24 protein-coding genes and 1 tRNA gene are annotated in these 25,242 nt (G+C 52.4%); 13 read left to right on the top strand and 12 right to left on the bottom strand.

Going from position 1 to position 25,242, the window contains the following annotated elements:
* Positions 1-48: 48 nt before the first annotated feature.
* The 6 genes from PsAD37_RS02245 to PsAD37_RS02220 all read left to right on the top strand — a co-directional run bounded on the left by PsAD37_RS02245 (position 49) and on the right by PsAD37_RS02220 (position 5,357).
* Positions 49-831 (top strand): DeoR/GlpR family DNA-binding transcription regulator, encoded by a 783-nt coding sequence (locus tag PsAD37_RS02245; protein ID WP_063294758.1) that lies wholly within the window; start codon positions 49-51, stop codon positions 829-831.
* Complete coding sequence (locus tag PsAD37_RS02240) at positions 828-1,919, top strand: ABC transporter ATP-binding protein (RefSeq protein WP_063294757.1); 1,092 nt, start codon at positions 828-830, stop codon at positions 1,917-1,919. Before PsAD37_RS02245 ends, PsAD37_RS02240 begins: the two co-directional genes overlap by 4 nt.
* Before the next feature lie 61 nt (positions 1,920-1,980).
* Positions 1,981-3,270 carry an ABC transporter substrate-binding protein gene (locus tag PsAD37_RS02235; protein ID WP_063294756.1) on the top strand — a complete coding sequence of 430 codons (1,290 nt, stop codon included), beginning with the start codon at positions 1,981-1,983 and terminating at the stop codon, positions 3,268-3,270.
* A 77-nt stretch (positions 3,271-3,347) separates the two neighbouring features.
* A complete protein-coding gene (locus tag PsAD37_RS02230; protein WP_057463099.1) occupies positions 3,348-4,226 on the top strand; it encodes a carbohydrate ABC transporter permease in 879 nt (292 codons plus the stop codon).
* Positions 4,223-5,080 carry a carbohydrate ABC transporter permease gene (locus PsAD37_RS02225; RefSeq protein ID WP_063294755.1) on the top strand — a complete coding sequence of 286 codons (858 nt, stop codon included), beginning with the start codon at positions 4,223-4,225 and terminating at the stop codon, positions 5,078-5,080. The genes PsAD37_RS02230 and PsAD37_RS02225 overlap by 4 nt, the downstream gene beginning before the upstream one ends.
* A gap of 82 nt (positions 5,081-5,162) precedes the next feature.
* Positions 5,163-5,357 (top strand): hypothetical protein, encoded by a 195-nt coding sequence (locus tag PsAD37_RS02220; protein ID WP_063294754.1) that lies wholly within the window; start codon positions 5,163-5,165, stop codon positions 5,355-5,357.
* 39 nt (positions 5,358-5,396) lie between these two features.
* Here PsAD37_RS02220 and PsAD37_RS02215 read toward each other — a convergent pair whose 3' ends face one another.
* Positions 5,397-5,795: a hypothetical protein gene (locus PsAD37_RS02215; RefSeq protein ID WP_057463102.1), complete on the bottom strand. Its 399-nt coding sequence runs from the start codon at positions 5,793-5,795 to the stop codon at positions 5,397-5,399.
* A gap of 25 nt (positions 5,796-5,820) precedes the next feature.
* Complete coding sequence (locus PsAD37_RS02210) at positions 5,821-7,671, bottom strand: glycerophosphodiester phosphodiesterase (protein ID WP_063294753.1); 1,851 nt, start codon at positions 7,669-7,671, stop codon at positions 5,821-5,823.
* Positions 7,672-8,106: 435 nt separating this feature from the next.
* On the opposite strand from PsAD37_RS02210, the gene PsAD37_RS02205 reads away from it, so the two are divergent.
* From PsAD37_RS02205 to PsAD37_RS02190, 4 genes are all read left to right on the top strand, one after another.
* The gene (locus tag PsAD37_RS02205) at positions 8,107-9,375 is read left to right on the top strand and encodes an imelysin family protein (RefSeq protein WP_063294752.1); all 1,269 of its coding nucleotides are present in this window, start codon (positions 8,107-8,109) and stop codon (positions 9,373-9,375) included.
* 129 nt (positions 9,376-9,504) lie between these two features.
* A complete protein-coding gene (locus PsAD37_RS02200; RefSeq protein ID WP_084407635.1) occupies positions 9,505-11,049 on the top strand; it encodes a di-heme oxidoredictase family protein in 1,545 nt (514 codons plus the stop codon).
* Positions 11,049-12,146 carry an imelysin family protein gene (locus PsAD37_RS02195; protein ID WP_063294751.1) on the top strand — a complete coding sequence of 366 codons (1,098 nt, stop codon included), beginning with the start codon at positions 11,049-11,051 and terminating at the stop codon, positions 12,144-12,146. Before PsAD37_RS02200 ends, PsAD37_RS02195 begins: the two co-directional genes overlap by 1 nt.
* Positions 12,136-13,299 (top strand): DUF1513 domain-containing protein, encoded by a 1,164-nt coding sequence (locus PsAD37_RS02190; protein WP_063294953.1) that lies wholly within the window; start codon positions 12,136-12,138, stop codon positions 13,297-13,299. Before PsAD37_RS02195 ends, PsAD37_RS02190 begins: the two co-directional genes overlap by 11 nt.
* 117 nt (positions 13,300-13,416) lie before the next feature.
* Here the strand turns inward: PsAD37_RS02190 and PsAD37_RS02185 are convergent, their stop codons facing one another.
* Entirely contained in the window at positions 13,417-13,773 is a 357-nt protein-coding gene (locus tag PsAD37_RS02185; RefSeq protein WP_153039664.1) for an ankyrin repeat domain-containing protein, read from the bottom strand.
* Positions 13,774-14,137: 364 nt separating this feature from the next.
* Here PsAD37_RS02185 and PsAD37_RS02180 point away from each other — a divergent pair.
* Positions 14,138-14,214: transfer RNA gene (locus PsAD37_RS02180), tRNA-Arg, on the top strand.
* A 61-nt stretch (positions 14,215-14,275) separates the two neighbouring features.
* Here PsAD37_RS02180 and PsAD37_RS02175 read toward each other — a convergent pair.
* The 7 genes from PsAD37_RS02175 to PsAD37_RS28250 all read right to left on the bottom strand — a co-directional run bounded on the left by PsAD37_RS02175 (position 14,276) and on the right by PsAD37_RS28250 (position 20,969).
* Complete coding sequence (locus PsAD37_RS02175) at positions 14,276-15,145, bottom strand: N-formylglutamate amidohydrolase (protein ID WP_208991645.1); 870 nt, start codon at positions 15,143-15,145, stop codon at positions 14,276-14,278.
* A gap of 29 nt (positions 15,146-15,174) precedes the next feature.
* Positions 15,175-16,179 carry an ABC transporter ATP-binding protein gene (locus PsAD37_RS02170; RefSeq protein WP_063294749.1) on the bottom strand — a complete coding sequence of 335 codons (1,005 nt, stop codon included), beginning with the start codon at positions 16,177-16,179 and terminating at the stop codon, positions 15,175-15,177.
* Positions 16,176-17,162 (bottom strand): ABC transporter ATP-binding protein, encoded by a 987-nt coding sequence (locus tag PsAD37_RS02165; RefSeq protein WP_063294748.1) that lies wholly within the window; start codon positions 17,160-17,162, stop codon positions 16,176-16,178. The genes PsAD37_RS02170 and PsAD37_RS02165 overlap by 4 nt, the downstream gene beginning before the upstream one ends.
* 7 nt (positions 17,163-17,169) lie before the next feature.
* Complete coding sequence (locus PsAD37_RS02160) at positions 17,170-18,090, bottom strand: ABC transporter permease (RefSeq protein WP_063294747.1); 921 nt, start codon at positions 18,088-18,090, stop codon at positions 17,170-17,172.
* A 10-nt stretch (positions 18,091-18,100) separates the two neighbouring features.
* On the bottom strand, positions 18,101-19,078 hold the full coding sequence (locus tag PsAD37_RS02155) for an ABC transporter permease (protein WP_063294746.1): 978 nt from the start codon (positions 19,076-19,078) through the stop codon (positions 18,101-18,103).
* Positions 19,079-19,193: 115 nt separating this feature from the next.
* Positions 19,194-20,777 carry an ABC transporter substrate-binding protein gene (locus PsAD37_RS02150; RefSeq protein ID WP_063294745.1) on the bottom strand — a complete coding sequence of 528 codons (1,584 nt, stop codon included), beginning with the start codon at positions 20,775-20,777 and terminating at the stop codon, positions 19,194-19,196.
* A 45-nt stretch (positions 20,778-20,822) separates the two neighbouring features.
* Positions 20,823-20,969, bottom strand: coding sequence for a hypothetical protein (locus PsAD37_RS28250; RefSeq protein WP_193778199.1), 147 nt, complete (start codon positions 20,967-20,969; stop codon positions 20,823-20,825).
* Between the two features lie 6 nt (positions 20,970-20,975).
* Between PsAD37_RS28250 and PsAD37_RS02145 the strand changes: the two genes are divergently transcribed.
* Positions 20,976-21,902: a LysR family transcriptional regulator gene (locus tag PsAD37_RS02145; protein WP_063294744.1), complete on the top strand. Its 927-nt coding sequence runs from the start codon at positions 20,976-20,978 to the stop codon at positions 21,900-21,902.
* Between the two features lie 48 nt (positions 21,903-21,950).
* Positions 21,951-22,913 (top strand): M14 family metallopeptidase, encoded by a 963-nt coding sequence (locus PsAD37_RS02140; protein ID WP_063294743.1) that lies wholly within the window; start codon positions 21,951-21,953, stop codon positions 22,911-22,913.
* Positions 22,914-22,955: 42 nt separating this feature from the next.
* Here the strand turns inward: PsAD37_RS02140 and PsAD37_RS02135 are convergent, their stop codons facing one another.
* Both PsAD37_RS02135 and PsAD37_RS02130 read right to left on the bottom strand, forming a co-directional pair.
* The gene (locus PsAD37_RS02135) at positions 22,956-24,074 is read right to left on the bottom strand and encodes a M48 family metallopeptidase (RefSeq protein WP_063294742.1); all 1,119 of its coding nucleotides are present in this window, start codon (positions 24,072-24,074) and stop codon (positions 22,956-22,958) included.
* A 2-nt stretch (positions 24,075-24,076) separates the two neighbouring features.
* On the bottom strand, positions 24,077-25,237 hold the full coding sequence (locus PsAD37_RS02130) for a DUF898 family protein (RefSeq protein WP_063294741.1): 1,161 nt from the start codon (positions 25,235-25,237) through the stop codon (positions 24,077-24,079).
* Positions 25,238-25,242: the final 5 nt, after the last annotated feature.

Genomic DNA, 25,242 nt, shown 5'->3' with positions numbered 1-25,242 from the left:
AGACGTTCATATGAACAGCATTTTTGCAGATTGAAGCAGACTTTTGTGATGGAAACAGCGCTCAGTACAAGACAATCAGAGATCATCTCTCTCGTGCGGTCCAATGGTTTCGCGAGCGTAGACTCGTTGTCGGAGCAGTTTACGGTTACCACCCAGACGATCCGCCGAGACATAAACCGCTTGAGCGAACTGGGGCTTTTGAGACGGGTTCATGGTGGCGTCGAGGTTCCGGCAAACCGGGGCAACATCACCTACAAAGCCCGAAAGATCCTCAATTTTGAAGCAAAGAACGCGATTGGGAACTCTGTTGCGGAGTACATCGACGATGGTGCAACACTTGCTTTTTCCATCGGCACGACACCTGAGATTGTTGCAGAAGCACTTGATACCCATGAGGGACTGAAGATCTTCACAAACAACATGAACGTAGCCATTGCAGCGCTACGGAACACTTCCAGCGAAGTTACGATTGCAGGAGGCCGATTGCGTCATGGCGATCTGGACGTTCTTGGTTCAAGCGCAGAAGGTTTTTTCAAAAACTACAAGTTCGACGTCGGCATCTTCGGCGTTGCTGGCGTGGATAGCGATGGCACTCTTCTGGACTTCAACGAGGATGAAGCCACTGCCCGTCAGGCTATTTTGGCGAACTGCCGTCAATCGTTTCTTGTTCTGGACCATTCCAAGTTCGGTCGCCTCGCCCATGTTCGCGCTGGCTTCCTGACTGATGTTTCGAAGATCTTTTGCGAAGAAACCCCGCCAGCTTCAATCCTTTCAATAATTGAGAAGTCATCTGCAGAGCTCGTGATCTGCAAACAGGAGCCTACTTTATGAGCAACCTGAACCATCCAGCTCGCCTAGAACTTTCAAATCTGACCAAGTCCTGGGGAGATTCAACGGCAGTCAACAATGTCAACCTGTCCGTGGATGGTGGAAGTTTTACGGTTTTGTTAGGGCCCAGTGGATGCGGCAAATCCACGACGTTGCGCTTGATTGCCGGGTTGGAAGAAGCGACTTCCGGGCAAATTACAATAGGCGGGAGAGATGTGACGTACCATTCCCCCGCCCAGCGCGATATCTCTATGGTGTTTCAAAACTATGCGCTCTTTCCGCATATCTCTGTGGCTGAAAACATTCTGTTTGGGCTCAAAGTGCGCAAAGTAGGCAGAGCGGAGCGGGATGAGCGGCTGAAGACTGCAGCTGATCTTCTCGGGATTTCTCAGTTGTTGGACCGGAAGCCATCCCAGCTCTCTGGAGGGCAGCAACAACGGGTTGCTCTAGGTCGCGCCATCGTTTCTCAAAAGCCTGTTTGCCTGATGGATGAGCCCCTCTCCAACCTTGATGCAAAGCTTCGTCAGGAGATGCGCGTAGAGTTGAGAGCACTACAGCAGCAGCTTGGGCTGACAATGGTTTATGTAACCCATGACCAGACAGAAGCCATCACCATGGCCGATCAGGTAGTGCTGATGAACAAAGGTGAGGTTGAGCAGGTTGCAACGCCAAAAGTAATCTATGAGCGCCCTGCCAGCGTGTTTACAGCACGCTTCATTGGTACTCCGCCGATGAACATTGTGGAGCTGGACAAGGTTCGTTCTGTCACCCCTGTCACAGCTCAATCCCTGCTGCCTGACGCACCAAAAGGATGTTTGCTGGGCCTGCGCCCGGAAGACATCAGATTAACTGGTGAAAACGGCGTTCCGGCCCAGGTGATAAGCCTTGAATACATGGGGGCAGATACGCTGGCTAATTGTTCTGTTGGCGGTGAAAAGCTGCTTGTTCGCGTGAAAGGCAGCACCGAATTGAGCCCAGGGCAGAACATTGGCCTAGCCTGGGATGATAAAATTCCCGCAAGCTTTCAGAGAGATACCGGCAAGCGCCGGGAAGAATTCAAGCCGGTCGAGGTGCAATTCGAGCCGGCTTGAAAAACGCGCATCAGCGCATTGGAGTGCCCCAATTACTAGGGCAATTTGAGGATATAAACCTATGAAATCCATTTTCAAGTCTTTAGGTCTGGCAGCTTCTGTTGCTGCTCTATCCCTTGGTACTGCGATCAGCGCTCATGCGGTTGATCTGCAATTCTATTTTCCTGTGGCTGTTGGCGGTACAGCCGCGACAACAATTGAAGAACATACAGCAGAATATGCGGCTGCTCATCCTGACGTGAATATCGATGCTGTTTATGCCGGTTCTTATCAGGATACTGTTTCCAAAGCTTTGACCGCAGCGCGTGGCGGCAACCCTCCGCAGCTCTCTGTAATTCTGTCAGTCGACATGTTCACTTTGATCGATGAAGACGTGATCATTGCGTTTGATGATGTGGCAAACTCTGACGAAGACAAGACGTGGTTGAATAGCTTCTATCCTGCCTTCATGGAAAATTCGCAGACTGGTGGAAAGACTTACGGTATTCCATTCCAGCGCTCGACACCAGTTCTCTACTGGAACAAGGAAGCCTTTAAAGCGGCGGGGCTGGATCCTGAAAAAGCACCTGCAACATGGGAAGAAATGGTTTCTATGAGCCAGAAGCTGATCAAGAAAGACGCTTCCGGCAACGTGACCCAGTGGGGCGTGCGCATTCCTTCCTCTGGTTTCCCATACTGGCTGTTCCAGGGCCTGACCACCGAGAATGACGCTATTCTGGCGAACGCTGAAGGGAACAAGACCAACTTTGACGATCCAAAGGTTGTTGAAGCTCTGCAGTACCTTGTCGACCTTTCTGGCAAGCATGGTGTGATGGCTCCAGGCATCATCGAGTGGGGTGCTACTCCGAAGGCCTTCTTTGAAGGTAATACCGCTATGATGTGGACCTCGACTGGTAACCTGACCAACGTGCGCAACAACGCTCCGTTCGATTTCGGCGTTGCTATGTTGCCGGCAAACAAGCGTCGCGGCGCACCGACCGGTGGCGGTAACTTCTACATCTTCAAAGATTCCAGCGATGAGCAGAAAAAAGCCTCTGTAGACTTCGTGAAGTGGATCACTGCTCCGAAACAGGCTGCAAAGTGGTCTATGGCGACTGGCTACGTTGCGCCATCTCCAGCAGCTTGGGAGACTGACGAGATGAAGGCTTATGCAGCTGACTTCCCGCCAGCACTCGTTGCTCGTGAGCAGCTGAAGCACGCCGTTGCAGAACTCTCCACGTACCAGAACCAGCGCGTGACCCGTGTCTTCAACGACGCCCTGCATGCTGCAATCACCGGCAAGAAAACACCGGAAGAAGCACTGAAAAGTGCGCAGGCAGAAACGGACCGTATTCTTTCTGAATACCGCTAAGCCTTTTTAATTTCACGTGATCTGGCGAGGCGCAGCTGCTGTGTGCCTCGCTCCAGCATTTTCCAAGAGGTTGCCCGATGACCAGACGTATGCAGTGGATTTACGCGTGGCTGTTGCTCACTCCAGCAATGGTGATGTTGTTCGCGTTTACCCACTTCCCGGCCATCACCACTATAATCAATAGCTTCTTCTCCACTCCGCGTGGGCGCAGGCCAGCCAAGTTTGTTGGATTGCAGAACTATGAGGAGTTGATGGCGGACCCAACCTTCTGGAAAGTGCTGGTCAATAACCTTTGGTACGCGATGGCAACCATTCCAGCTTCTATCGGTATCTCTCTGCTGATGGCCATCTGGGTGAATGACAAGCTCAAGGGACGTAGCCTTGTACGCATGTCGTTCTTTGCACCGACTGTGTTGCCTTTGATCGCGGTCGCAAATATCTGGCTGTTCTTTTATACGCCGGGCTTTGGGCTGATCGATCAGATCCGCATGGGCGTCTTCGGGCTCCCCGAGAACTCATGGCTGGGCCAGCAGGAAACAGTGCTGATTTGCATGATGGTTGTAACTATCTGGAAAGAAGCCGGGTTCTTCATGATCTTCTATCTGGCAGCACTACAAGCCATTCCACCCTCCTACAAAGAAGCTGCTGATATTGAAGGGGCGAGCCGTTGGACCTTCTTCTGGAAAATCACATGGCCTTTGCTTATGCCAACAACTTTGTTCGTATCTATCAATGCTGTTATCAATTCTTTCCGCCTGGTGGACCACATCTTCACCATGACAGGCGGAGGGCCAGATAACGCTTCGTCTTTGCTGCTCTTTTATATTTATGAGGTCGCCTTCAAGTACTGGCAAACCTCTTATGCCGCCACGCTGACTGTCGTGATGCTGGCACTTCTTTCGATCATTGCGATCGGTCAATTCTTCTTTATGGATCGTCGGGTGCACTACAGATGAGCGACTTATCTCTTTCCAACACTGTTGAACCAGCCCGTCCACGCCAGTTCGATTTTGATCGTGCTCTCAATACGTTCGGGGCGTGGACACTGGCGATCTTATGGGCCCTGCCTCTGCTCTATGCGATCTGGACTGCATTCCATCCTGCGGCTTATGAAGCCAATTTCGAGTTGTTTGCACCGCTCACTTTGGAGAACTTCACCAAAGCCTGGTCAGCAGCTCCATTTGCTCAGTACTTCCTGAACACGATCATGCTGGTGACGATCATTTTGATTGCACAGTTTGTCTTGGGCACTCTGGCAGCTTATGCCTTTGCGCGCTTCGAGTTCCCCGGCTCGAATATCCTGTTCACTCTGGTGCTTTTACAGCTGCTTGTGATGCCGGAAATACTGATTGTCGAGAACTACAAGATGATCCGAAATCTTGGCCTGATAGACACAATCGTAGCAATTGGCTTGCCCTATATGGCGTCTGGATTTGGGATCTTCTTGCTACGCCAGACGTTTAAGACCATTCCACGTGAGTTGGACGAGGCTGCTCGGGTAGAAGGTGCCGGACCATTGCATGTGCTCTGGAAGGTTTACGTGCCGCTGGCAATTCCGACCTACCTCGCTTACGGGCTTGTTTCGGTCAGCCACCACTGGAACAATTTCCTCTGGCCTCTGATTATCACCAATTCGGTAGAGACGCGTCCCGTCACTGTTGGGCTTTCTATCTTTGCTGCAGTTGATGGTGGTGTGGAGTGGAGCGTTATCAACGCAGCAACGCTCATGACATCAGGTCCGCTGTTGATCGCGTTCCTGCTGTTTCAGAGACAATTTGTGCAGAGCTTCATGCGGGCAGGAATTAAGTAGGGAAATCGTAATTCTTACCCCTCAAATTTAAGTGAAATAGGTGACCTTTGAAGAGGTTCACGACAGTTTTTGAGGGGAATGAATGAAACTTACCGCGATAACAGTCAGTATCTTTGCAGTATTACTCGGAATTTCTGGGTGTGCCGTGGTTTCAGTCGGGGGAGCTGCGGTCTCTGTTGCTACAACTGCAGTAACAACAACTGCGAAAGTTGGAACAAGTGTCGTAGGAGGAGCAGTGAATCTTGCTATTCCGGACGATAACGAAGATGATGAGTAATAAGCCTGTTACTTCAAATGGATAGCCTAGTATTTCAGATCAATCTACGCTAACGGTTTCAGTGCTCGCCAAAACCACTTCTATTGCGCGGTGCAACTCGGACATTTGGTCTTCGTCGAGGACTTCAACAAGTTCACTGCGCGTTTCTACATCCAGCTGCTCAAGTGTAAATTTCTCTGCAGGAAGCTCTACGAGAGGTTCAGAACTGGCAGAAATCGGCAGAATTGGGCTATCCAGGCGCTCTGCTTTGACGCGAGCATCTTCCAAAATGACATGCACGAGTCCGCGACGGTCGTCGGGGAGATTAACCTCGGCAACAATCGCATTGACAGTGTCGCGGTCTCCCAGCAGCAATACTGGCGGCTTGGAAGTCGCAGAATTGGTCATCGAGAGGGCAGTCAGCAACGCGCCCATAAACACTACTAGAAGATACGGCATATACTAGATTCTTACGGTCTAAGTGTCAGTTCAAGCTCAGATTATACAGGACAGAAGTATGAAGTAATAACCGCTCGAACTGGTTCATTTCTTTATATTCTTCCAAGGTGTTACGCGCCTGTGCAGGATCATCCGTGATAATTCCATCTACGCCCATGGAGATGTAGCGCAACATGGTAGACGGATTGTTAACCGTCCAGACGAAAACCTGCTTACCGGTCTCTTGTGTTCTTCTAATGAAGTTCAGAGAGGCGGAGGCGGAGGAGACTGCTACGAAGTTTCCTTTGAGTTCGGAGAAATTACCGATAGATGTGGCGGTAAGAAGGCCGATGTTCCAATTTGGTTCTAATTTTCGCATTCTTGAGAGAGCTGATCGCTCTAACGACATGATTGCTATGTCGTTTTCCATTTCAGCCTGCGTGATGATGCGGGCGACCTCGTTTTCTAGATGTTCGTTGCGGCTGCGGGGATAATATTTGAGCTCGATGAGGAGAACTGCTTTCCCCCTCACAATCTCAAGCGCCTCGCGAAGCGTTGGAACGCGTTCACCCTGGAACTCCATCCCGAACCATCCGCCCACATCGAGAGACTGGATTTCCTCCAGTGTCAGGTCCCAGACATTGGCTGGCTTGCTGATGAGGCGCATGAAGTCGCTGTCGTGGGCGATAACCACAGAGCCGTCTGCGGCTTCCTGAACATCGACCTCAATCCAGTCGGCTTTGTCCTCAATTGCTCGCTCCAGCGAGGCTATGGTGTTTTCCGGCGCGTGCGCGGAGGCACCGCGGTGGGCGATGATCAGGACATCTTTTTGCGGCAGATCGGCTGAGACCCAATACGTCCCTGTCAGCACCACGATGGTTCCGACCACTCCAATGAGAGCGGCAAGGCGCATCGGTGTCAGTGGGTTGGCCCACTTACTCTCCAGCTTTGGCGTATGTGGCACCTCGGAAAACGTGTGCCCTTTTCCATCGGCAACGAACAAAGCTGCCTTGAAAAGCAATGCCATAGTGCCAGACATGACGCCACTGATCAGCGTGTTGCCCACCAACAGAAGCACGACGAGGCTGCCCAGGATCGCTGCCAATGTCTCGGGGGAATTCTCCCCAAACGAAATGGCGTAGGAGCCGATCAGTTCCAGCGAGATCAGGAAGAACGCATGGATGAGGATGTCCAGAAGCAACCACAGCGAGACGGCACCTGCAAAGACAGGACGGAGGCCACGCGAGAGGAACCGGGCCCGCGAAAAGGCGGAGCCAACAGGATGATCTCTCAGCACCACGAGCGGCAAAGACAGCCCCCAGACGAGGATGGCGTAGAGTGGCATAACGATAACCAGTGCCACCCCAATTCCGATGAAGAAGGCAGCCATCCAGAACTCAACGGGTTGAAACTGAAGGTAGTAGCTGAAGTCATGCTCTTGCAAAAAGATTAGTATACTCAGTGCGATAATGACAAGACCCGGGATCATTGCCATCACTAAGCGTTGTGTCAGCCGCCATGTAAACATACCAAGGCGGGGAAACATGCTGAGCGTTGAAAACAGGGCATTACGTGCAGCAGGGAACGCGCTTTCCTGCCTGTCCAGCACCGCGAGCAGAGCGACCTGCTCAAGCAGTGCCATGGCGATGAAGACGACGACAAAGAAGAATGCACCGAGCAGTCCAATCGGCGACAGAAAGAAAGACGCGATCTCATAATCGGCCAGCACCGCATTGCCGGAAAGGCCAATAACGAAGTTGCCGATACCAGCAACAATAGGTGTGATTGCAACTGCACCGAGAAAAACGAAGGCATAGTGAACCAGCAGCAAGCGAAATGCGTTTGCTTTCCAGCCACGAAGTATCAATTGAGCAAGCGTGTTTAATCGAGCTGCCATACCCTGTTCTTATCGTTGTTGGTGCAGACAGACTGGCTGATTGATGCCAATTAAATGCAATGTACCTGAAGAAGGTTCCGTAAGAGCGCATAGGTGCTGCGAAGTCAAGATATGCCAAACAAACGGTAACAGTTGAGCGGGGGATTCGCGTATTTTCCCAATATTATCCCATTTATTTATGCGAATGATTTGCAACTGCAAAAGTACGGAAAAGCTTTTAATGACAATAAGTTGCAACTGAAACTCATATTTAGAAATACTCTAAACTACTGAAAGTGCACGTTTTTAAACTTGACAACAATAGTCAGGAATATGAAATAGCCGCAGTTTTCTCACGCTTTAGGGCATGACAACATTTGGCAAACTGAATTCGTGCAGCCCGGATTTTCCGCTCGCAGCGCGAGGCGAATTCACTGCACATTTAAGGGGATTACAATGAGCTTTATCCGTGGCGCTTTGCTCGGCACTGTAGCACTCGGCAGCCTTTCTACTGTTGCTGTCGCTGCAACTCCTTCTGACGTTCTTGCAACCTACGGCGACATCGCCCAGGCAGCGTTTGAAGACTCTCTGACAACTGCGAAGACCCTTCAGGGTGCAGTGGACGCGCTTGTCGCAGAGCCAACTGAAGACAACCTGAAAGCCGCACGCCGCGCATGGATTGCAGCTCGTAACCCATACCAGCAGACAGAAGTTTACCGCTTTGGTAATGCGATCGTTGATGACTGGGAAGGCAAGGTCAACGCCTGGCCGCTTGACGAGGGTCTGATCGACTACGTTGATGGTGCTTACGGCAATGAGTCCGAAGAGAACCCGTTTTACGCAGCGAACATCATTGCAAACACTAAATTGACTGTTGCTGGCGAAGAAATCGACGCCACTGAAATCACCCCTGCGCTGCTTGCTGAACAGCTTCAGGAAGCTGGTGAAGTGGAAGCAAACGTTGCGACCGGTTACCACGCAATTGAATTCCTGCTGTGGGGACAAGATTTGAACGGAACGGGGAAAGGTGCTGGCAACCGTCCTGCTTCTGATTTCGACACTGCAAATTGCACCGGTGGCAATTGTGAGCGCCGTGCTGACTACCTTCAGGCTGCAACGAAGCTGCTTATCACCGATCTGGAAGAGATGGTCGCAGCATGGAAAGCCGACGGCGCAGCACGTAAAGAGCTGGCTGACAAAGGCGAAGCTGCAGGCATCGCAACCATCCTGACCGGCATGGGTTCCCTGTCTTACGGTGAACTGGCTGGTGAGCGCATGAAGCTCGGCCTGATGCTGAACGATCCTGAAGAAGAGCATGACTGCTTCTCTGACAACACCCATATGTCCCACTACAACGACGTGGTTGGCATCAACAACGTATTCCAGGGTAAATACACCCGCGTTGACGGTTCTGTTGTTGAGGGTGCTTCCCTTAAGGACTTGCTTGCAAAGGCAGATTCCGCTGTTTCAACTGAGCTGGAAGGCAAGCTGAATGCTTCCCTCGGCACCTTTACAGCCATGAAAACCCACGCTGAAACCACTGAATCCTACGACCAGATGATTGGTGAAGGAAACACAGAGGGTAACGCAGTGGTACAGGCTGCTATCGATAGCCTGGTTGACCAGACATCTTCCATTCAGCGTGCTGTTCAGGTGCTGAAGCTGGAAAATATTGCATTCGAAGGCTCCGACAGCCTCGACAACCCTTCTGCAGTATTCGAATAAGATATCCAGTCCCGCACGAGACACCTCGTGCGGGACTTATCCCCCTCGCCTTTTGTTTGCGTTGTTATGTGCGTTCATTTGCGTGTTTTAGCGTTTTTGCGAAGGCCTATGTAAATACAGGCACCCGTTATGCCAGGAATGGTTCCAGCCACACTTCGCCGTCGTGCAGGAGTGATAGCCACTACCACCGCTTTTACCAGCTTCCTCATTCCCGCCGCTTCTGCTGTTGATCTGAACCAGCGAACCGATCTCAGTGACGGGGATAAAGCGAAAGTCAGCCGGGTTTTGAAGGCGCCGACTGATTTTTCCAAAGCTGAAAATTTTGAGTTGATGCAAGCGGGGAAAACAACGACCCGGAAGCCTCTCAATCGCGCTGTCTTTACCTACCCAAGTGCCAACCTCCCTTTCGAGCAGCATCAGGACTTCCGTCTGGGTGAGAGCCTGTTCCAAAAGTTCTGGGTGTCGACCCCAAGTTCTACGCGCGCCTCTGACGGTCTTGGCCCTCTGTTTAACGCCCGCGCCTGCGAAAGCTGTCACCCGAAAGCAGGGCGTGGTCGCCCGCCGGTTGATGACGAACGCCCAGTTTCCATCTTCATGCGCCTCTCAGTTGCCCCTTCCACGCCGGAAGAGCGGGCTCTGATTGAGAGCGGTGAAGTGCCTCTCCTTCCCGAACCGACCTATGGTGGCCAGTTGCAGAACTTTGGCGTGCCGGGTGTTCCGGGTGAAGGTGAGATGAAGATCACTTATGAAGAGATCAAGATTGATCTTTCTGAAGGTGAGACAGCCTCTTTACGCAAACCGACCTACACTATTGAAAATCTAGCTTATGGACCGATGTCTGAGCATGCGCTGATTTCTGCTCGTGTTGCGCCGCCAATGATTGGCCTTGGCCTGCTGGAAGCGATTGCAGAAACCGACATCACCTCGCAAGCAGACCCGGATGACGCTGACAGTGATGGCATCTCTGGCCGTGTGAGCTGGATAAACCCTGCTGACCCTGACGCAAAGCAGGTTGGCCGCTTTGGTTGGAAAGCCCTGAACGCCACCGTGCAATCTCAATCTGCCGGCGCATTTGCAGGCGATATCGGCATTTCAACACCGTATGACCTGCGCAATTATGGCGACTGCACCGAAGCCCAGACGGCCTGCTTTGAGCAGGCCCATGGCGAGCAGGCGCATCTTGGTGTTTCTGAGGCGCCTGACCCGGTTCTGGACCTTGTGGTGTTCTATTCTCAAAACCTTGCCGTGCCAGCGCGTCGTGATGCGAATGACACCCAAGTGCTTGCTGGTAAAAAGGTATTTTACGAGACAGGCTGTGCAAGCTGCCATACGCCTAAATATGTCACCAGCCGCACGGCTGAAAACCCGGAGCATCAGTTCCAACTGATCTGGCCTTATACAGACCTGTTGTTGCACGATATGGGCGAAGGTTTGTCTGATGGTCGTCCAACAGGTTCTGCCAGCGGAAATGAATGGAAAACACCGCCGCTTTGGGGTATTGGACTGACTGAAACTGTCAATAATCACAGGTTCTTCCTGCACGATGGACGTGCACGTGGCCTGCTGGAAGCTGTGCTGTGGCACGGCGGTGAAGCAGAAGCTGCCAAAACCCGTGTAGTTGAAATGCCTGCTAAGGATCGAGCTAATCTGATCCGGTTCCTGGAGTCTCTTTGATGCAGTTTAAGCGTGCTGTCACTCTCAGCCTGGCCGTTGCCTCGGCAATTGTTGTCTCTACGCCCTCTTTTGCGGCAGATACCACTGACTATGCTCAGTTCCCGCGCTCCAGCGTAGAGCAGTATATTCGCCCGGCGACCAAACAGCTTGTCAGCGCGTTGACCGATCTTGAGAAACGGACTGGTGATTTGTGCACCAGTTCCACGACTGAAAGTACCACTGCCTTTAACGAGGCCTTCAGCAAATCCGTTGCTGCACTCGCTGGTGTTGACTTTTTACGCTATGGGCCGATGGCGCAGGACAACCTTGCTCAGCGCCTCGCCTTTTTGCCGGACAGTCGCGGTGTGGTTCGCCGCCAGATCAATAAGGTGGTTGCCAAGCAGGACCCTACCGTTCGCGATCCCGCTTCCCTGTCTGTCAAAAGCGTCGCCTTGCAAGGGCTGACTGCTCTTGAGCGCATCTCTTACGCCAGTGATGGCACGTTGACGCTTGGTTCTGGCAAGGACGCTGTTTATCTATGCGATTATGCCGAGAGCATCAGCATCAATCTGGTTGGTGCCGGATTGGAACTTGAAGCCGAATGGGCTGATCCTGACGGTTTTTCCAAGGTGCTTCTGGAGCCAACCAAAGGCGGCGGTGTCGTACATACCCACAAAGAAGCTGCGGAGCTGGTGTTCAATGCCATCACCACAGGCCTGATTGTCGACAAAGACCAGTATCTGCTTGTTGTGCTTGGCAAGACTGAGAAGAAGGCCAATCCAAAGAAGGCCCCATTTGCCCGCAGCGGTAATGCTGTCACTTACCTTTCAGCCAGCCTTGCAGGTTTGCAAGGTGCTTTGAATGCAGGTGGCTACGCAAAGGTGTTGGAAGACGAGCAGGACTGGGTGGAAAGCTCGCTGAACTTTGAATTTTCCAATGCGCAGCGTGTGCTTGCTAACCTGCCAAAACCACTTCAGGACACTGGCAAAGAGCCAGAAGTGCGCGAGCAACTGCGTTATCTCATCACCATTATCGATGGCATCAAGGTGGTGATGGCAGAAGACCTTGCTGGCTATGTTGGCCTTGCAGGAGGCTTTAATGCGCTTGATGGCGACTAAGCCCCTTGCTCTGAGCAGACGGCAGTTTTTAACGGGTCTTGCTGCTTCTGGTGTTGCTTTAAGCGCCAGCAGTTCTCTGGCTTTCGCCAATGGCCTGCCTTTTACTGAGGCCGCAGACCTGCAACTGTTCGCCAGCGCTTTGCGTACACCAACGGGCAGTTATGCTCTTGCTGTGTTTAGCGAAGATGGCGAGGTGCTGTTCCAGACAGCGTTGCCGGATCGCGGGCATGCCATTTCCTTTGACCGCAACTCTATGCGCCTACTTTCGTTTGCACGGCGGCCTGAGACCTTCGCGGTGCTTGCAGACCTGACAGGTGCACGAGAGCCGGTTGTTTTCACATCTCCAGAAGATCGCCACTTCTATGGCCATGGCGTGTTCTCGCCTGATGGTCGCCTCGCCTACGCGCCGGAAAATGACTTTGCAAACGTGCGCGGTGTTATCGGCGTTTATGATGTTTCCGGTGACCAGCCAAAGCAGGTTGGCGAGTTCGAGAGCTATGGCGTTGGTCCGCATGATCTGCTGATGTCTCCCGATGGGTCGCAGCTTGTTGTCGCCAATGGTGGGATTGAAACCCATCCTGACATGGGGCGCGAGAAGCTGAACCTGGACACGATGACGCCGAATGTGGCTTTCATTGACACCGCAACAGGTGATTTGCTTGCCAAGCAGGCCTTGGGTTCTGACTTGCACCAGCTTTCCCTGCGCCACATGAGCTTTGACGGCAATGGTGATGTGTGGGTTGGTGGACAGTTTCAGGGCGCGAAGGATGCAACGCCTCCGCTGATGGTGCATCTGGGGCTTGATAAGGCTGCCACGACGCTGGAGATGCCTCTGGAGCTTACAAAGGGCCTGCAGAACTATGTTGGCAGCGTGGAGATGAACCGATCCGGCAATGTGATAGCTGCCTCCTGCCCGCGTGGCGGCAAAATCCTGTACTGGGATGTGGCGCAGCGATCCTTCATCGGGTTCCACCAGGTTGCAGATGGCTGTGGTGTGGCTCCGCTGGACGAGGAAAGCTTTGCGATTACTGACGGAAACGGCGCAATCAGCTTTGGCGGAACCGAGGATGGTGTGGCTCAGATTATCAGCCAGAGCGCTGGCGTCAGCTGGGATAACCACCTGACACCACTGGGTATCCTAAAAAGCAGCTAGAACACGGTTCATCTGATTGAATAGGATCAACCTTTGAATAATCGCCTCCCAACAACCTATACTCCACACGGTTGAGTATAGGTTGTTTTTTATAAAAAGGTCCACGTCTCCAGTAACTTACTGAGTGGCGCCATGCTTTTTAAGCAGGTCAACAATTTTCTGGTTTTTGTTGGCAGACGCGCGATGCAAAGCTGTGAGATTGTCTGCGTCGACCGCATTCACTTCGGCACCGTTTTCAAGCAGATATGTCGCAATTTCCAAGTTACCGTTCATTGCGCTCAGATGAAGCAGCGTAAAGCTGTTACCGCTGTTATGAGCGGTTACAAGCGTGCGATCAGCTTCAATTGCTGTTTTTACAGCTCCAATATCACCGGACCAAACTTGGTCTGCAACAACATCAATATCACCAGCAAATGCTGAAACTGACATACCTGCAACAACAATTGAGGCTGCTGCAAGTAATTTATTATTCAAGTTAATCACTCTTTTAATTCTTCTCTTTATGTATCATCATGCGCAAAACAAGAAAATAAGCTAATCACCCTTTATTTATACAGCATTTCTTATATTTTACTTTCGTAGTTCGAATTCATCACAAGTACAATCTACTATTTGGATTATTTTACGTCTTTCCAACTTAATATATTTTAAAAATTACTTAAATTCCTAAATAATCAAATGAGCGTGTATGATAGATCAATCTGATGATGACGCTATTTATGGAGTTCCCCAAAGGACTTTCCACATTTAAGAGTGCTCTAAGAATTTGGCGCATTGCAGCACGGTCAAGGATCAGGTAAAGACTAAAAATCTCAAGGGCATCCTTGTCTGGCAATATGCACCCGTAGCTCAGTTGGATAGAGCGCTGCCCTCCGAAGGCAGAGGCCATAGGTTCGAATCCTATCGGGTGCACCATATTTTTCCATTATGATTGCCGCGCTATATCTCTTAGTTCCGCTCTACAAAGTTTGTTAAGTTAAACGGGCTGCTGGATTTTTTGTTTTGTGAACTCGGAGAGGCGATTCAGGAAGGTTCCCAGGTCTTGTTGGAGAGTGATGAAGTTTGGGTATTTTTCGAGTGTCACTTCGCTCATGTAGAGGCCGCGGCTGACTTCGATCTGGATTGAGTGCCAGTTCTGGGCGGGACGGCCTGTGTGAATGACCAGTTCTGCGCCTTTGTAGGGATCATTGATCTTCACCTCATAGCCAAGGTTCGTGAGGATTTCCCAAGCTGTGTAGATGTATTCGCGGTCGCAGGTGGTACCATCCCGATCACTGAGGGTGATGTCTGGCCGCTTCTCGCCTGCTCCAGTTTCGTGCATAACGGTGGAGACCGCCTGCATGCTGTGGCAGTCCAGATGATAGGCCACACCGAAGCGGGCATGGGCTTGTTCCATGAGGCGAGTGAGGGCGCCGTAGTAGGGCGTGTAATAGGCGTCTATGCGGTTTTCGATCTCCGCAACGCTCAACTCACGATCATAAAGCGGGCCGCTGGTGGGTGGGGCTTCTGTCCAGATGAGGCCTTTGCCGAGGTCACTGCGGAAATCGGGCTTCGCTGCTCGTGTCCAGCCTTTGATGGTGGCCGGGTCAATGTTGTCTGCGCGGCGGTTTGGGTCGATGTAGATGCGAGGGAAGAGCGCCTCGAGGTAGACACCGCCGGTTTCAGCTGCTTTTTCAAAGAGTTCGTGGACGTATCTGTCTTCTGCGCATTTATAGCGGCTGGCGGGCACACAGGGGCGGAAGTCCGCCGGGTAGATCTCTCCGGAATGAGGAGAGTCTACCACCAGCGGGTTGGTCAGCTCTATGGGTCGATGGATGTTCAGCACGTTTTCGATGGATTGGGGCAATGTGTTTCTCTCAAATGTTTTTGGTTTAACTAGGCATCATTAAGGTGACAGGCAGAGACATGGCCGGGAGCAATTTCCCTCAAGGTTGGTTGCTGCTCTGAGCATCGTTTGGTGGCAAATGGACAGCGCGGATGGAAATGACATCCGCCTGGTGGTGCAAGAGGTGACGGGATTTCGCCTTTGATCGGCTCATACACCTGTTTGCGGGCATCAATACGCGGGACTTCACGCAGCAGGGCCTGTGTGTAGGGGTGATTGGGTCTAGCGAAAAGCTCGTCTGTTTTAGCAATCTCAACCACGCGGCCCAGATACATGATCACCACACGGTCGGAAAGGTGCTCCACCACGCCAAGGTCATGACTGATGAACAGATAGGTGAGCCCGAGTTGTGCCCGCAAGTCCATGAAAAGGTTGATGACTTGCGCCTGAATGGACACATCCAGCGCTGCAATGGACTCGTCACAGACGAGGAACTCCGGATTCACCGCCAAAGCGCGGGCAATGCCGATACGCTGTCGCTGCCCGCCGGAGAACTGATGCGGATAGCGGGTTTTGAAATCCGGATCGAGCCCCACACGCAGCAGCATCTGGTCCACATAGTCGGAGATCTCTGCCTTTGAGACCAAGCCATGGACACGCGGGGCTTCCCCGATGATCTCATTCACCCGTTTGCGTGGGTTGAGAGAGGACATGGGGTCCTGAAAGATCATTTGCACCTTCAGCTGGGCGTTTTTGGCATCCGCACCGGAGAGCTGTTTCACGTTGTCTCCGTGGAACTGAACGGTGCCGTTGCTGGCCTCATGGATGCCTGCCACGACGCGGCCCAACGTGGATTTTCCGCAGCCGCTTTCACCAACAAGACCAACCACTTCGCCCGGTGCAATGCTGAGCGAGACGTCATCAACGGCGTGGACCACCTGCTCTTTGAGGTTGGAGCCGAAGAAACGAAGTGTTTTTTCAGCAAGGTCCAGTTTTTTGGTGAAGCGCTTGGAGACGCCTTGCAGCTCGATGACCGGAGTTTCCAGAAGTGTCATGCCATTTCCTCCTGCTTTACAGGATGGAAGCAACGGACTTGCCTTTCCTCTCCTAACTGCGTGATTTCTGGCGTAGCAACCAGACAGTCACTCTGCTTTGCCGAGCAACGACTGGAAAAGGCGCAACCAGCGGGCAGGTTGAGCAAAGAGGGTGTCATGCCGGGGATCTGGTAGAGCTTGGCGCCGCGTTTGTTGCGGCTTGGGACGGATTCAATGAGGCCCTTGGTGTAGGGGTGCAGCGGTGTGTCCAGCACTTCATCAATGCTGCCCTGCTCCACAATCCGCCCAGCGTACATAACGGCGATCCTGTCTGCCAAACCGCTGATGACAGCCAGATCATGCGTGATCCAGATGAGGGACATGCCGGTCTCGGAACACAGCTTGCGAACCTCGTAGAGGATCTGTGCCTGAATGGTGACGTCCAGCGCTGTTGTTGGTTCATCTGCAATGATCAGATCCGGCTCGTGCAGCAATGCGATGGCAATGGCAACACGTTGGCGCATGCCGCCTGAGAACTGGTGCGGGTAGGACGCGAGGCGCTCATCCGGAGAAGCGATGCCGACACGAACCAGTGCCTCTCGGCAACGCTGTCGTGCAGCTTGTTTTGAGATGTCCTCGTGGGCCTGAATGGCCTCAATCATCTGCGTATCGATGCGCAGGACGGGGTTGAGGGTCATCATGGGGTCCTGAAAGATCATAGCGATCTTCTTGCCCCGCAGCTCGCGCCACTGTTTTTCATTCTTTCTGGCGAGATCATCCCCATTGAGGAGGATTGAGCCGCCGATCACCCTGCCCGGCTCATCCACCAGACCGATGAGCGAGAAACCCGTGACGGTTTTACCGGAGCCGCTTTCACCAACGAGGCCCAGGATTTCGCCGGGTTTGACAGAGAAGCTGACATCATCAACGGCTTTGACCACACCTGCCTTTGTGAAGAAGTGGGTTTTGAGGTTTTTGACTGTGAGTGTGTTTGGCGTGTTCATATTGTCCTCACTTCCTCAGGCGCGGGTTGAGGACATCACGCAGCTGATCACCCACCAGATTGATTGAAACCACAGTGATGAGCAGGGCTATGCCGGGGAAGATTGAGATCCAGTATTTGCCACTGATCACATACTCAAAGCCATTGGCAATGAGCAGGCCGAGAGATGGTTCTGTTTGTGGCAGGCCAACGCCGAGGAACGACAGGGTTGCTTCCAGCGCGATGGCATGGGCGGTCTGAACCGTTCCTACCACAATGAGTGGCGGCAGGCAGTTTGGCATGATGTGCAGGAAGAGCACGCGGGCATGACTGAGGCCAAGGCACGTGACAGCTTCCACGTACTCTTTGCCACGCTCAACAAGGGCTGTTCCCCTCACCGTTCGGGCGTAATAGGCCCATTGCGCGACAACGAGGGCGAGGATGATTTTGTCGACGCCTTTGCCCATCAGTGCCAGCAACATCAAAGCAACCAGAGAGGCTGGGAAGGAGAGCTGCAGGTCCACAATGCGCATGATGAAGGTTTCTGTACGGCCTCCAACATAAGCTGCGATCAGGCCGACGGACATGCCGATGACAAGAGCGATGATGCCACTTGTCACCCCGACGGAGAGCGAGATGCGCAGGCCGTAGAGGATTGCAGAGAACAGATCGCGCCCTGCCCCATCTGTGCCAAGCCAGAAGGTGTATCCGTCAAAGCTTTGCTCTCCCGGCTCCATGCGGGCATCCAGCACGCTGACTTGCGCCAGGTCGTAAGGGTTTTGCGGGGTGATCCATGGGGCGAACAGTGCTGCCATGATGATTGTGAACAGCAGGAGCGCAGCGGCGACAGCGACTTTGCTCTCCACAAACTCCGAGAGAAAGCGGCTCATAGGAGTATCGCCAGAGAAAAGCTGCTTTCGCGGTGGTTTGAGGCTTGTTTCGATGGTCATGAGATGCCCCTTAGTTCGCCGCATCCTGAAGCCGCACGCGCGGGTCCAAAATGGAATAAAGGATGTCAACAATCAGGTTGATGACGACGAAGAGCACCACGATGATCATCAGGTAGGCTACGATGATCGGGCGATCGAGCTGCTGAATGGCATCAATGAGCAGTTTACCCATGCCGGGCCATGCGAAGATTGTTTCCGTTACGACTGAAAAGGCAATGAGTGAACCAAACTCCAAGCCGAGGACCGTGACCACGGGGATCATGATGTTCTTGAACAGGTGCACCATGACAATACGGCTGGAGGATAGGCCTTTGGCGCGGGCAAACTTGATGAAGTCCATATGCATGACCTCCCTCACCCCTGCCCGTGTCAGGCGGATCACCAGCGAGATTTTTAAGAGCGCGAGATTGAGAGCCGGGAGAACAATGTGAGAGAAGCCATCTGCGGTGAGGAACGAGACCTGCATGCCGAGCACCGAGATGGTGTCTCCACGCCCTGTGGCGGGCACCCAGTCGAGCATCACGGCAAAGAGCATAATCATCATGATGCCAACCCAAAATGTGGGCAGTGAAAAACCCAAAATTGAGCCACTCATGATGAGACGCGAGGAGATGGCGTTGGGGCGTAGACCCGCGTAAAGACCTAACGGAATGCCAATGACAATCGCCATGAGAAGCGCCATGAAGGCGAGCTCCAGTGTGGCGGGCATCCGCTCCACAATGAGCTTGAGCGCTGACTCACCAAAGATAAAGGAGGTACCGAGATCTCCTTTGAAGGCGTTGCTGACGAAGACCGTATATTGCTGCCACACGGGCTTATCGAGGCCGAAGTCGCGGATGACGCGCTCAATCTCGGCCTGATCCGCATCCGGTGCGACCAGCATATCGATGGGGTCCCCCACCACATTCACGCCAAAGAACACAATGACGGACATAGCAATCATGACTATGCCACTTTGCATCAGGCGTCTGAGAACGAAGACAGACATGTCTTTAAATCTTTCGCAGGTAAAGCCAACCCATTGAAATAATAGAGGTGAGTTTTGGCCTTAGAAAAGAAAAAGACCGGCATAAGCGCTATGCCGGTCTTTTGTTTGCATGCGATTACTCAGCGGATACGCCCCAGGACAGGGTGTATTCATCTGTGCGAGGCAGGTACTCGAGGCCCTTGCGGGTCGCCCACGTATTCACCTGATAGTGCAGCGGAATGATCGCCTGATCGTTGATGGCGATTTCAGTTGCTTTTGCGAGCAGGTCCTGACGCTTTTCATCATCGACAGTTGCCAGAGCTTCTTCAATCATGGCATCCACTTCAGCATTGGAGTAGCGGCCACGGTTGGAAGAGCCGAAGCCCTGGCTCTTGTCGTAGGTGTGGATGAGAGAGCGCAGTGGTGACGATGCTTCGCCAGAACCAGCGCCCCACCCCACGAGAACCATTGAGAACTCGGGCGTGTTGTTTGGACCACCACGAGATGCGCGCTTGAAGTAAACAGACCGCGGCATGGTCTCCACATCGGTTTTGATGCCAACGCGGTTGAGCATCTGTGCGATAGCTTCCACGATCTTGGCATCGTTGATGTAACGGTCATTCGGGCCGTGGATGCGCAGTTCGAAGCCATCACCAACACCGGCAGCTGCAAGCAGCTCTTTCGCGCCCTTTGCGTCGTATTCAACCGGTTTCAGGTTTTCGCTGACCCCAAAGAAGCCATCTGGCAGAAGCTGGCCTGCTTTGACGGCGACACCTTCCATCACACGTTCAACAATCAGATCGCGGCTGATGGCCTTGGAGATCGCTTCACGAACACGCTGATCCTTCAGCGGGTTTTTGATGGCCCCGCCGCCCATGGCTTTCACGAATGGGCTGTCATCGCGGTCATGATCCAGATGCAAGTAGATGACGCGGTTGGATGGGCCCTGCCACAAGGAGACTTTGTCGTTGCTGCTTAGCACTTCAATGTCTGTTGTTGGGACGCCGTTGATCAGATCAACATCACCCGCCAACAAAGCAGCCACACGAGATGGGCCGGATTTGATTGGCTTGAAGGTTACCTTGTCCCATTTCGGCTTTGCGCCCCAGTAATCAGGGTTTGCTTCCAAAACAATGCGGTCACCTGGTACGTACTCAGCATATTTGTACGGGCCGGAGCCAACAGTTGCCTTGCCGGAGTTGTACATCTCGGTTGTCGCGTCCGTTCCGGCTTCTACAGAGATGATGCTGACGGTTGAAATGTCATTAGGAACAAGCGGATAAGGCTTTTCAGTTGTGATATGGACTGTGTAGTCATCAATCTTTTTGACCGTTTTGCCTTTGGTGTATGTGGCAAAGCTGGATGGTGAGTTTGGCACATTTGGTGCGCGCTCAAATGAGAACACCACGTCATCCGCATTGAACGGATTACCATCATGGAACACCACGCCCTCACGCAGTTTCAGTTCCCATGTGGTGGCGTTAATTGGCTTCCAGCTGGTTGCGAGACCAGGCTGTAGCTGCTGTTTTTCGTTTTGGTGAATAAGCCGGTCAAACATATGATAGGCAATCATATTGTTCGGACCCAGATTATGGTAGTGCGGGTCAATCGCGCTTGGCTCTGAAGACAAGCCGATTGTCAGGTCTTCAGCAGACGCTATTCCACCCATAAGCAACATGGCACTTGCTGTTCCAGCAAGCCATTTGTGCAGCTTAATCATTGCTGCTCCCCCCTCAAAATTTTCGTTCCCTCTGGCGATTAAAATTCATTCGCCCAGTAACAATGCCGCTGCTTCTTTATATGAGTGTGCTTCTGCCAAAACGGGCAAATCACCGGTAGAGCTTGGCGGTTGACTTAAACCGTAGTATGTGTTTTCAACATTGTCATTCAAAATTTTATAATCAAAACGCATAGAACTATGTCAAATACCCCTACACGCCCCCGTCTCAGCCTTCGAGAGTTTGAAGTTTTACGCGCTGTCATCAGCGTTCGGAAAACAACTGCCGCCGCTGCACGCCTTGGTATTTCGCAGCCTGCGGTGAGCCGCGCGATCAAGCATCTTGAGGAACGTCTTGGTAAAACGCTGTTTAATCGGGAAAGTGGTCGGCTTGTGCCAACCTCTGATGCTTTGGCTCTGAATGAGAAGCTAGAGCCTGTTTTTGAGATGCTGGCGGGGATTGAGAACGAGACCTTCGTTTCTCAGCACAGTAGCAAGCCGCTGCGCCTTGCTGCGCCGCCAACGATCTCACACCGTTTTCTGCTGGGTGTGATGGCTGCTTTCATCAAGGCTTATCCGGGGCAGAAGGTTGAGTTGGAGATTGGTACATCCTCGGACGTTCGCAATCATGTGGCCGAAGGGCATGCCGATCTGGGGATTACCGACGGGTTATCCAAGCACGCTGGATTGACCCTGGAACCGCTGCGCTCTGCCATTGCACATGCGGTTTTGCATCGGGATCATCCTCTTGCCAGCAAAGCATTTATTGAGCCTGAGGACTTCGATGGGCAAGATTTCGTCGCCCTCACACGAAGGTTTCCCGTGCGAGCGATTTTGGAGCGCATGTTTGCGGAACGGGGAATTCGGCCTAATATTGTTGCCGAATCTTCTACCGCCGTCTCCGTGAGTGAGCTGGTGCATGCAGGTGTTGGTGTCAGCGTCCTCAACCCGTTTCCTGTGGCGCGAAACCATCCAGAAACACTGGTTTTTCTGCCGTTTAAGCCGCGTATCTCCTACCTCAACGCCTTCATATTGCCTGCAACGACACCAAGCACGCCAATCGCCAGAAAATTCATTGAGTTCACGCGCGCCTTTGAGATTGAGGACCCATATTCGACACCGGCCTAGATATGGTTGTTTGGCTGGTGTGACCTATACTTTTCAAGGACCATTGCCATGATTATTGAAAGTACAGCTTACCCTATCGAAATCGATTTTCCCGATATCCTGGCCTACAAAGTCGGCAATACCGGAGTGGACTGGATCACCACATTTGATTCCGGCACTGCTGGCCCGCATGTGATGATTTCTGCGCTGGTGCATGGCAATGAGCCGTGTGGCGCTGTTGCTTTGGATTGGTTGTTCAAGCAGGAAGTTCGCCCTGTGCGTGGCAAGCTGAGCTTCGCTTTTATGAATGTAGCGGCTTACAACTCGTTTGACCGGAATGACCCAACTGCTTCGCGGTATCTGGATCAGGATTTCAACCGCATTTGGCAAAATTGCTCGCTGAATGGCCCGGAAGTGACGCGCGAGCTGGAACGAGCACGCGAAGTGCGGCCTGTTGTCGATACCGTAGATTACCTGCTGGATTTGCATAGCATGCAGCACAAGAATCCGCCGCTTATGCTGGCTGGGGATCAGGAAAAAGGCCGTGCGTTAGCCAAGCAAGTGGCTGATCCTGAGTGGATTATCTGCGATTCCGGCCATGAGGAAGGCAAGCGGCTGCGTGATTATGATGGGTTTGGCGACGCAATGAGCCCCAAGGCTGCGCTGTTGCTGGAAGCAGGGCAACATTGGGAAGCTGCGGCTGGGCCTCGTGCTATTGCGGCGTCTATACGGTTCCTGCGCGCAACAGAATGCGTGTCAGCTGATTTTGGCGAGGCATTTCTTGCTGAGCAGCCACCGCTGGTTCCGCAAAAGACGATAGAAATCGTGGCCCCTGTTACGGTTCAAAATGAGAGCTTCCGTTTCAGCGAAGATTACCTCGGGATGGAGGTGATTGCCGAGAAAGGAACAGTGATCGCGATGGATGGGGACACGCCAGTTACAACACCACACGACAACTGCGTGCTGATTATGCCAAGTCGTCGCCTGCTGGTTGGCAAGACTGCCGTGAGGTTGGGCAAGCTGTTGGATTAATGTCGCTTTATGGCTGGGGGTTTGGTTCCCAGCCACTTAATCTTATGCGCTCAACTCTGCTGTTTCAGAGCAGATGTTTTTCAAGCTTTCCCACTGCCACTTGTTGAGGACCGGATTTTTTGGTGCTTCCGGATCAGCAATCTCGTTCAGCGTATCCACGCGCTCTTTCGTCGGTGGATGGCTGGAGAGGAAGCCCAAAGCCTGTGAGATGGCATTCTCATCGTGATGCTCTTTCGAGATTTTCTCGAGGAAACTGGCCAATCCGGTTGGGTCTACACCTGCATTTTCCAGCATCTGGACCGCAAACAAGTCAGCTTCGCGCTCCATATCTCTGGAATAAGAACTGTCGAGCATAGCTTCACCCACACTGGCGATGATGCTGCCGCCGGTGAAGTCTCCGATGAACATGGAAAAGACAATACCCGTACCAGCCACATTGATGAGCTGCTGCATGGAGTGACGGTGTTTGACATGGCCAAGCTCATGCGCCAGCACAGCTGCCAGTTCATCAGGACTATCAACCACTTCCAATGTGTTGGAGAGAATAGTGATCCTGCCGCCGGGAAGGGCGAAGGCGTTAGGTATCTTGCTTTCAACCACCGTCAACACCGGATCAAACGGCAAATCCATGCCCTTTGTGAGGCGTTTTGCCATTTGCTCCAAAGCGGCCTGACCCGTTGATGCCTTACAGATCTTCTCTTCACTCAGAGCCGGGATCAGTGTTGCTTCAACGCTCTTACCAAGCTCTGCTTCCCAGGACTTTGGCACGTTGTGAACCGCGTATTTTGAGAAGGCAGGCAGGAAAAAGATCAGAGCGACCGCGATTAGGGCAATGGATGTCAAACTTCCGAATACAATTTTCTTTGTGTTTTCACGTTTGGGAAGCCCTGCTACCAAACGAATTTTGCGTTCAACGGATTTTGCAGTCTCTACATCCGTGATTTTGACGTAAGCGGTGCTGGTGGGCTTATTCACCTCCACGACCATAACGGATGGAGATGTCCAGTCGCAGAGCAGCTTCGCTGCAGACCATCGCGTATACTCCTGATCGCCCGCCAGATCTGTCAGGATCATCTCATCGTAGTCAAACCAGATCTGACAGTTGCGTACAGCGGCAGAAGTGCCGTCAAAAAACTCAGCGTTTCCAAGCAGTAGCTTCATGGTCAGATCACTTCAAATCCTGCATCAAGTGTATCAGCGAGCCCCATACCGACTGCATTTTCCAAATCACCAGCAGCAATTGCGTCCTTTACGCTGTGGGCGTTGATGACCACCATGCTGCTCATCTTCCACTCAAACAACATGACTTGAAGGACCATCATGTTGGCGAACAGAAGCACACCGTAATAAAGAGCAAAAACTGGCAAGAAAGCCAGACTGAAAAAGCCACTCTGTGGCTCTAGCTGGACTCCAACGGTTACAGCCAGCAGAGTGCCAACCGCACCTACAATTGAGATACCAACGCCAACAATCACACCATGAATGATATAGGCGCCGTAGAACTTGGAGGCCCCGATATGGCTCTCAAAGCTAGCATCGCCAATCTTTGTGGAGTTGACTTGCAGGCGGAAAATACTAGCCATAGCAAGAGGCATTAAGAATACTGCGAGGACTAGAACAATAGGCAGCAGGGCAAGTGATTTACCTTGCGTGAATATTGCTGCTAACAACGCAATGATGCCCGGGAAAAACAAAATCACAAAAACAAGTACCAATGCCCGGAAGTAATCCTTCGCTGTCGCAGAATAACTGAACCGCTGGTTCCCAAAGTAGCTGGCTTCTGCCAACATTCTGTCCAGCTTTGCCATGCGCCATGGCAGAGCAATGCCGAGGGTGAGGACTGAGAGGATGGTCCAGAAGAGCCATGCGCCCACATAACGCCAGGCAGAGCCTTGCATGTGGAAGCGAATGCCGCGCCAGCTTGTGCGGGTTAGCAGGTATCTGCGGCGGCGGAACAAGGCGTAGGGTGTCAGCAGAAAACCAACAACAAACATGATGCCGAAACCAACGATTGTTGCAATCGGCCCCATGAACTGGAGGCCAAAGCCAAGCGCGTAGAATGGAATTAGGATTGCCAGAGCAATCAGGAAACCAATGAAAAGCTCTTTGCCCGTGCCATGGTAGCGAAGATGATCGCCTTCCAGATGGGTCGCGGACCAAAGAGATCTACGCAGGCCCGTCATGGCCCAGAAACGGTAGATACCCAATGTAGCAATCGTCAAAGTGACCCATGTCATAATACGCCCGAAGAACGAACCGCCAGAAAAGAGGATATAACTCCGCTTTGTTGAACCCGGATTTTCCTGAGCAATGTCAATAGTCATGGCAC

Source organism: Pseudovibrio sp. Ad37 (genome assembly GCF_001623075.1).
In the GTDB taxonomy this organism is placed as follows: Bacteria; Pseudomonadota; Alphaproteobacteria; order Rhizobiales; family Stappiaceae; genus Pseudovibrio.
Note: the sequence above shows the minus strand (reverse complement) of the source record. Positions and strands in the feature narration are given on the sequence as shown.